The 8,224-nt window shown below is 71.9% G+C and carries 6 protein-coding genes; 2 read left to right on the top strand and 4 right to left on the bottom strand.

Going from position 1 to position 8,224, the window contains the following annotated elements:
• The coding region (locus DMH12_RS35395) for a glycoside hydrolase family 31 protein (RefSeq protein ID WP_125495412.1) at window positions 1–2,266 on the bottom strand (2,266 nt) is incomplete at its 3' end.
• Window positions 2,267–2,478: 212 nt separating this feature from the next.
• Here DMH12_RS35395 and DMH12_RS35390 point away from each other — a divergent pair.
• Together DMH12_RS35390 and DMH12_RS35385 are read left to right on the top strand one after the other, a co-directional pair.
• Window positions 2,479–4,455, top strand: a complete 1,977-nt coding sequence (locus DMH12_RS35390) for an acetoacetate--CoA ligase (RefSeq protein ID WP_125495411.1) — start codon at window positions 2,479–2,481, stop codon at window positions 4,453–4,455.
• A gap of 123 nt (window positions 4,456–4,578) precedes the next feature.
• The gene (locus DMH12_RS35385) at window positions 4,579–5,469 is read left to right on the top strand and encodes a hypothetical protein (RefSeq protein ID WP_125495410.1); all 891 of its coding nucleotides are present in this window, start codon (window positions 4,579–4,581) and stop codon (window positions 5,467–5,469) included.
• A 69-nt stretch (window positions 5,470–5,538) separates the two neighbouring features.
• Here DMH12_RS35385 and ptsP read toward each other — a convergent pair whose 3' ends face one another.
• The 3 genes from ptsP to DMH12_RS39495 form a co-directional block, all read right to left on the bottom strand.
• Window positions 5,539–7,209, bottom strand: a complete 1,671-nt coding sequence (gene ptsP, locus DMH12_RS35380) for a phosphoenolpyruvate--protein phosphotransferase (RefSeq protein ID WP_125495413.1) — start codon at window positions 7,207–7,209, stop codon at window positions 5,539–5,541.
• A 77-nt stretch (window positions 7,210–7,286) separates the two neighbouring features.
• Window positions 7,287–7,736: a PTS glucose transporter subunit IIA gene (locus tag DMH12_RS35375; protein WP_125495409.1), complete on the bottom strand. Its 450-nt coding sequence runs from the start codon at window positions 7,734–7,736 to the stop codon at window positions 7,287–7,289.
• 242 nt (window positions 7,737–7,978) lie between these two features.
• Window positions 7,979–8,224 (bottom strand): hypothetical protein (locus tag DMH12_RS39495; protein WP_221763151.1); only part of this gene is annotated, 246 nt, incomplete at its 5' end.

The raw sequence follows: 8,224 nt of genomic DNA, 5'->3' as shown, positions 1-8,224 counted from the left end.
ACACGTAGCGCTCGATCTCCGGTTCCACCCACCCGTCGCCCGCGTCCCGCACGACCAGCCCACCGCCGGTCCGCCCCCGCGCGGGCGCCCACACCTCCAACTCCGGCGCCCCGTCCTCCCCGCGCACCGGAACCACCGCTCCCGCGCGCGCGAACACCGGGATCCGCGCCAACGGAGCTTCCACGAGCACCCGCGCCGGCCCTTCGTACGCCCGCTCCGTCACCACGTCGTACCACCGCCCCCGCGGCAACTGCACCGCACGCCGGTCCGCACCCGGATCGAGCACCGGCGCCACCAGCAGAGAGTCACCCAACAGGAACGCGTCCTCGCACTCCCGCAACGCCCGCTCCTCCGGCGACGACCACCACAGCGGACGCACGTACGGCGCACCCGTACGCCGGGCCAGATGCGCCAGCGTCACGAAGTACGGCAGCAGCCGCCGCCGCTCGGCGAGCGCCACGCGCGCGTGCTCCAGCACCTCGGCCCCGAACTCCCACGGCTCCCTGCGCCCCGCCCGAGGCCCTCCGTGCGTGCGGAACAACGGCAGGTGGGCCGCCAGCTGGAACCACCGCAGATACAGCTCCGGCGACGGACTCCCGTCGGTCCCGCCCACGTCCGGCCCCGCATACGGCACCCCGCACAGTCCGAGACCCAGCACCGACGCCAGCGACGACCGCAGCCCGGGCCAGCCCGTGGCCACGTCCCCCGACCACGTGCCGCCGTACCGCTGAAGCCCGGCCCACCCGGAGCGCGAGACGAGGAACGGCCGCTCGCCGGGCGCCAGGGCCCGCAGCCCGTCGTACGCGGAGCGGGCCATGCACAGGCCGTAGACGTTGTGCGCCTCCCGGTGGTCACCACCCCTGCCCTCCAGCCAGTGGCGCGCCGAGCGCGGCAGCGTCTCCTCCCCGAAGGCGGCGAACGACGTGGGTGCGTTCAGGTCGTGCCACACACCGGCGAACCCCTGCCCAAGGCGCTCCTCGTAGCGCTCGCCCCACCACGCGCGCGCACGCGCGTGGGTGAAATCCGGGAAGACCACGTCCCCGGCCCGTGCCGCACCCCGGACGACCGGCCCGGAGGCCTCCCGGACGAACACGTCCTCGCGCGTCCCACCGTCGTACACCGGATTGCCGGGCACGGCGGGCACCGCCGGTTCGACGACCGACACCAGCCGGATCCCGTCCCGCCGCAGCTCCTCGGCGAGGACCGGCAGCTTGGGGAACCGCTCCTCGTCCACGGTGAACACCTGGTGGGCGTCCGCGTGACCGACGCCCAGGTGCATCGCGTCCAGCGGCAGATCACGCTCCTGGTAGCCGGTGACGACCCGCCGGACCTCCTCCTCGTCACCGGACCCCCACAACGCGTGATGGTGACCCAGCGCCCATGACGGCGGCAACGCCGGCGCCCCGGTCAGCGAGGCCCAGGCAAGCAGCACACGCGCGGGCGTACCCACCATCACCCAGCACCGCAGCGGACCGCCGTCCATCCGCAGCACGCTCCGCCCGGGCCGGTCGTGCCCGGAGCCCGCCCCCTCCTCGCCCTCCCGCAGGTCCACCGTGCCGTCCCACGTGCTGTCGTGGAAGACCAGATGCGTCCCCGCGTCGGCCACCACCAACTGCACCGGCATCGTGACGGACGACGGGTCCGGGCCCGGTACGGAGGACGGGCCCGAGTCGGTGTTCCACAGCCGGTACGTGCCGTCCCGCAGCCGGGGCCCCGCGGACCGCCCGCCGAGCCCGAAGAACCGGGCGTCCGCCGCCACCTCCGACCGCTGCGTCCAGCGCGCCGGCCCGCCGGCGACCGGCTCCCACCAGCGCGGCGGCAGCTCACGCCGCAGCACCACGCCCCCCGGGGTCCGCACCTCGACGGCTCCGTGCCGGGACACGGCCACCGTGGCCCGCTCCGCGACCACCCGCCGGCCGCCGTCCTTGTCCGGCTCCAGCACGGCCCGAGGATCCGGCTCGGGGCAACGGCCCGCCAACGCGTACGACGGCTCCGGCCCGGCCCCGTCCCAGCCCCAGAAGACCGCCCCGTTCACGGCGACGAGGATGCGCAGCTCCGAGCGCCCGAACCGGATCACCCCACCCCCCGGTCCGGGCTCCACCTCCCGCATCGGCCCCGGCACCCGCGCCCGCTCCGCACCCCGCGGCCGCAGTCCCGTGGCATCGGCCCGCCTCCGGCGCCACGCCGCCCGCACGCTACGCAACCCCTGCGCCGCCCCCGCCGAACCGAACGTCTTCATCGAACGCACCAGGTCACGACCGTCCATGCTGCTCACCCTGCCATCGACGAGCGCGCCCAGGGGCGTCGTTCAACTGCCGTTCACCCGTGACGGGACCACATCTTCACGACACCGACTATGTGGGGCACGCCCTGGTGCGGAAGTCGATCACATGGCATCGTCCGTGTCAGCCGCGTCACGCGCACACCCCAGCCCGTGCGCGGAGGACGCACACGACGCGCACAGTCCGGGAGCCGCCCATGTCGACCGTCACCCCTCAGCCGCTCTGGCAGCCAGACCCCCAGCGCGTCGCCCAGGCGCGGATCACCAGGTTCCAGACCTGGGCGTCCGACCGCCACGACGCCCCTGCCGACGGCGGCTACCCCGCACTGCACCGCTGGTCCGTGGACGAGCCGGAGGCCTTCTGGAAAGCCGTCACGGAATGGTTCGACGTCCGCTTCTCGACCCCCTACGCGCGCGTACTGGGCGACCGCGCGATGCCCGGAGCCCAGTGGTTCCCCGGCGCCACGCTCAACTACGCCGAGCACGCCCTGCGCGCCGCGGCCACCCGCGCGGACGAACCGGCCCTCCTCCACGTCGACGAGACCCACGAGACCGTCCCCGTCACCTGGGGCGAGCTGCGCCGCCAGGTCGGCTCGCTCGCCGCCGAACTGCGCGCCCTCGGCGTCCGCCCCGGGGACCGCGTCAGCGGCTACCTCCCGAACATCCCCCAGGCCGTGGTGGCCCTCCTCGCCACCGCGGCCGTCGGCGGCGTCTGGACCTCCTGCGCCCCCGACTTCGGCGCCCGCAGCGTCCTGGACCGCTTCCAGCAGGTCGAACCCGTCGTCCTGTTCACCGTCGACGGCTACCGCTACGGCGGCAAGGAACACGACCGCCGCGACACCGTCGCCGAACTCCGCCGCGAACTGCCCACCCTGCGCGCCGTGGTCCACATCCCGCTCCTCGGCACCGAGGCCCCCGAGGGAGCACTCGACTGGGGCACCCTGACGGGCGCGGACACCGAACCCGTCTACGAACAGGTGCCCTTCGACCACCCCCTGTGGGTGCTGTACTCCTCCGGCACCACCGGCCTGCCCAAGGCCATCGTCCAGTCCCAGGGCGGCATCCTGGTCGAACACCTCAAACAGCTCGGGCTGCACTGCGACCTCGGCCCCGAGGACCGCTTCTTCTGGTACACGTCGACCGGCTGGATGATGTGGAACTTCCTCGTCTCCGGTCTGCTCACCGGAACGACGATCGTCCTCTACGACGGCAGCCCCGGATTCCCGGCGACAGACGCCCAGTGGCGCGTCGCCGAACGCACCGGAGCCACCCTCTTCGGCACCTCGGCCGCCTACGTCATGGCCTGCCGCAAGGCCGACGTCCACCCGGCCCGCGACCTGGACCTCTCCCGCATCCAGTGCGTCGCCACCACCGGTTCCCCGCTCCCGCCCGACGGCTTCCGCTGGCTGCACGACGAGTTCGCCGAGAACGGCGCGGACCTGTGGATCGCGTCCGTCAGCGGCGGCACCGACGTGTGCTCCTGCTTCGCGGGCGCGGTCCCCACCCTCCCCGTGTACATCGGCGAACTCCAGGCCCCGGGCCTGGGCACCGACCTCCAGGCCTGGGACCCCCAGGGCAACCCCCTCACCGACGAGGTCGGCGAGCTGGTCGTCACCAACCCCATGCCGTCGATGCCCATCCGCTTCTGGAACGACCCCGACGGCAGCCGCTACCACGACAGCTACTTCGACACCTACCCCGGCGTCTGGCGGCACGGCGACTGGATCACCCTCACCTCACGCGGCTCCGTCGTCATCCACGGCCGCTCCGACTCGACCCTCAACCGGCAGGGCGTCCGCATGGGCTCCGCCGACATCTACGAAGCCGTCGAACGACTCCCAGAGATCAGGGAATCCCTCGTCATCGGCATCGAACAACCGGACGGCGGCTACTGGATGCCCCTGTTCGTGCACCTCGCCCCAGGAGCCACCCTCGACGAGCCCCTGCTCGACCGCATCAAACGCACCATTCGCGAACAGCTCTCCCCGCGCCACGTCCCCGACGAGATCATCGAGGTACCCGGCGTCCCGCACACGCTGACCGGCAAACGCATCGAGGTACCGGTCAAGCGCCTCCTCCAGGGCACCCCCCTGGACAAGGCCGTCAACCCCGGCTCCATCGACAACCTCGACCTGCTCCACTTCTACGAGGACCTGGCCCGCAAACGCTCCTGACCAGGCCCTCGACCGGTCGGCCGCCCTCGACAGCGGCCGGCCGGGCCGCGCCCCCCCCGACACCATTGTCAGTGCCGCCGATTACTGTGAGTGAGCATTGATCGACCGTGCACAGGGGGAAACATGGCGCACACCGACCAGACCATGCGACGCGTCCTGCGCCGCGAAATCGCGGGCACCATCGGACTGCTCACCGACGAACACGACTTCCGCGCCATGCGGCGCTACCGCAGCTTCACCTTCCACGACCACGCCGCCTATCTCCGCCAGGTCGAAGCCCTCCTGAGGGCACGCGCCGCAGAGGGCACCCACACCACGATCGCCCTCTTCGACCCGGAGGAGTACGCCGACTACTGCACCACGGCGGGCCTCGACCCCGACGCCCCCGCCAGCCGGACCCGGTTCACCGCCGAACTCGCCACCAACGGACCCACCGTCCCCTACGAGGGCCAGCCCCTCACCGACCTGCTGCCCGTCCTGGTCGACGAAGCCGTCCGCCAGGCCACCTGGGAGTACGCTTCCACGCTGCTCGCCCGCCTCGGCACGTGCAGCACCTGCGGCGAAGATCTCGGCCGAGCCGCCTTCACCCGAGCCTCGCGCCTCCTGCTCCAGGTCCTGCGGACGGCACCACCGGGCAACCGGCACCTGGTGTGCAGCGTCTCGGGATGCCCGGAAGACCTCGTCTCCGTCCTGCACGCCGACGAGGAGATCGACGGCACCCCGCACCTCGACGAGGCCGAGGCCCTCGAATTCACCAGCGTCCTCGCCCTCGGCCTGGCCACCCACAGTCCCGGCGGACTCGTCATGCGCATCAGCCCGGCGAGCGGCCCCGACCGCATCCACGGCTGGCGACTGCGCGGATACGGACTCGAACCCCTCACCGCCGGCGAGGTCTTCGACGCGTACTGCACCGACATCGAGAACGGCGACCTCATCTCGCCGGAGTCGAACGTCGACTACTGCGCCCCGCCCGACCTCGGAGACGACCACCTGCCCCGGGGACACCACCACTGACGACCGCGGGGCGCCCCACCCGGAGGTGGAACGCCCCGCACACAGCGACAGCCGCGGCCCCGCCCGGCGCTACTCGCCGGACAGCACCGCCTGAGCAGCGTTGCGCGCCTCCTCGGCGCTCTCCGCCGCCCGGGCGGCCGCGGCGGCCCGCTCGCACTGCGCCAGCGTGAACTTCGCAAGCGTCGCCCGCACGTACGGCAGCGATGCCGCACCCATGGAGAGGGAGGTGACACCCAGACCCGTCAGCACACACGCCAGCAGCGGATCCGACGCGGCCTCACCGCACACGCCGCAGCTCTTGCCCTCGGCCTTCGCCGCCTCGGCGGACAGCGCGACCAGGTCGAGCAGCGCAGGCTGCCACGGGTCCTGCAGCCGGGACACCGCACCGACCTGACGGTCGGCGGCGAAGGTGTACTGCGCGAGGTCGTTCGTGCCCAGCGACAGGAACTCGACCTCCTGGAGGACCGAGCGCGCACGCAGCGCGGCCGACGGGATCTCCACCATCGCGCCGAACTTCGCCCGCAGCCCGGCCTCGCGGCAGGCGTCCGCGAACGCCTTGGCGTCGGCCCGGTCGGCCACCATCGGCGCCATGACCTCGAGGTAGACCGGCAGACCTTCCGCGGCCTTCGCCAGCGCCGTCAGCTGCGTCCGCAGCACGTCCGGGTGGTCCAGCAGCGTCCGCAGCCCCCGCACACCCAGCGCCGGGTTCGGTTCGTCGCCCGGGGTCAGGAAGTCCAGCGGCTTGTCGGCCCCGGCGTCGAGCACCCGCACGACGACCCGGCCCTCGGGGAACGCCTCCAGCACCTGCCGGTAGGCGGAGACCTGCTTCTCTTCGGTCGGCGCGTTCTTGCTGTCGTCGAGGAAGAGGAACTCGGTACGGAAGAGACCGACGCCCTCCGCCCCGGCCTCCACCGCCGCCGGTACGTCGGCGGGACCACCGATGTTCGCGAGCAGCGGCACCTTGTGCCCGTCCGACGTCGCGCCCGGGCCGGTCGCGGCGGCCAGCGCCGCCTTGCGCTCGGCCGCCTCCGAAGCCAGCCGCTCCTTCTTCTCGGCGTCGGGGTTCACGAAGATCTCACCGGTGCTCCCGTCGACGGCCACGACCGTGCCCTCGGGAATCTCGCCCGCGCCAGGAAGCGCGACGACGGCCGGCACACCCAGCGCCCGCGCGAGGATCGCGCTGTGGCTGGTGGGCCCGCCCTCCTCGGTGACGAAGCCGAGTACCAGCGTCGGGTCCAGCAACGCGGTGTCGGCGGGCGCGAGATCCCGCGCGATGAGGACGTACGGCTCGTCGCTGTCCGGGACACCCGGCATCGGCACCCCGAGCAGCCGCGCGACGATGCGATTCCGCACGTCGTCGAGGTCGGCCACCCGACCGGCCAGGTACTCCCCGGCACCGGCCAGCAGGGCGCGATACGCGGCGAAGGCGTCGTAGACCGCCCGCTCGGCCGTGCTGCCGACGGTGATCCTCCGCTCCACGTCCGCCATCAGCTCGGGGTCCTGGGCCATCATGGCCTGCGCCTCGAGGACCGCCTGGGCCTCGCCCCCGGCCAGGTTGCCGCGCGCCATGAGATCGGCGGCCACAGCTTCCACGGCCTTGCGGGCACGACCCTGCTCGCGGTCCGCGTCCTCGGCGGGAATCTGCTTGGCCGGCGGCTCCAGCACCGCCGTTCCCATGTGCCGAACCTCGCCGATCGCCACACCGTGGCTCACCCCGACGCCTCGCAGCGTTGTCTCCATCTCACCCGTCCCGATCATGCGGCGGGTCCCGCCGCCGCGGTGGTTGTCCTGCAGGCCGCCTGACGAAGGCGCCGACGTCACTTCCAGAGGAAGAGACTCTCGCCCGCCTTCACGTCGCCGTCCTCACGCAGTTCGGCGAGTGCCTCGGCCGTGGCCTCCAGGGCCACGATCGGGCAGATCGGCGACTTGCCCGCGGCCTCGACACCGGCCGGGTCCCAGCGCACCACACCCTGGCCGCGCACCACGGTGTCGCCCTTGTTCACCAGGAGCTCGAACCCCTCGCCGTTGAGCTGCACCGTGTCGATGCCGAGGTGGGTCAGCACTCCGTGCCCGCTGTCGTCGACGACGACGAAGGCGTGCGGGTGCAGGGAAACGATGACGCCGTCGACGGGGGCGACCGCCTCGGAGGGCTCGCGCACGGGGTCGATGGCGGTGCCCGGGCCGACCATGGCCCCGGAGAAGACGGGATCGGGCACAGCGGCGAGGCCGATGGCGCGTCCTGCGAGCGGGGACGAGACGGTGGTCATGGGAAGCCTCCCAGGGCGGGGATCTGTACGAGCCGTCACTACCTGTCCCGGACGGCACACTGTGCAGCAGCGTATGTCATAGGAAGTACCGGTTCCGCACGAGTGTTCCGAATAGAGGTCTAGACCACACTCGTCAGGGATTTGCACCTGTTCCGCGGCCCCGTGTACTGTTGTTGACCTGCCTGCGGTTGAGCGATGCCAAGCAACATGTCCTCGCCCGGCAGCAACCAACTCATCAGATCCTATCGCTGGATCGCCTTCTGCGTGCTCGCAGGATGGTGGTCAGAAGCACCGGGAAAGCCTGATAGTGTTGGAAACACCGAAGGGAAGCGCCCGGAGGAAAGCCGCGAGAGATTATCTCGGGTGAGTACAAAGGAAGCGTCCGTTCCTTGAGAACTCAACAGCGTGCCAAAAGTCAACGCCAGATATGTTGATACCTCCGGCCTGATCGGTTCATCCGGTTCAGGTTGAGGTTCCTTTGAAATACA

This window comes from Streptomyces sp. WAC 04229, from assembly GCF_003947455.1.
Lineage (GTDB): Bacteria > Actinomycetota > Actinomycetes > Streptomycetales > Streptomycetaceae > Streptomyces.
Note: the sequence above shows the minus strand (reverse complement) of the source record. Positions and strands in the feature narration are given on the sequence as shown.

Coding starts and splice junctions, on each gene's coding strand:
- DMH12_RS35390 (WP_125495411.1), top strand. CDS start 2,479: ATGTCGACCGTCACCCCTCAGCCGCTCTGGCAGCCAGACCCCCAGCGC.
- DMH12_RS35385 (WP_125495410.1), top strand. CDS start 4,579: ATGGCGCACACCGACCAGACCATGCGACGCGTCCTGCGCCGCGAAATC.
- DMH12_RS35375 (WP_125495409.1), bottom strand. CDS start 7,736: ATGACCACCGTCTCGTCCCCGCTCGCAGGACGCGCCATCGGCCTCGCC.
- ptsP (WP_125495413.1), bottom strand. CDS start 7,209: ATGGAGACAACGCTGCGAGGCGTCGGGGTGAGCCACGGTGTGGCGATC.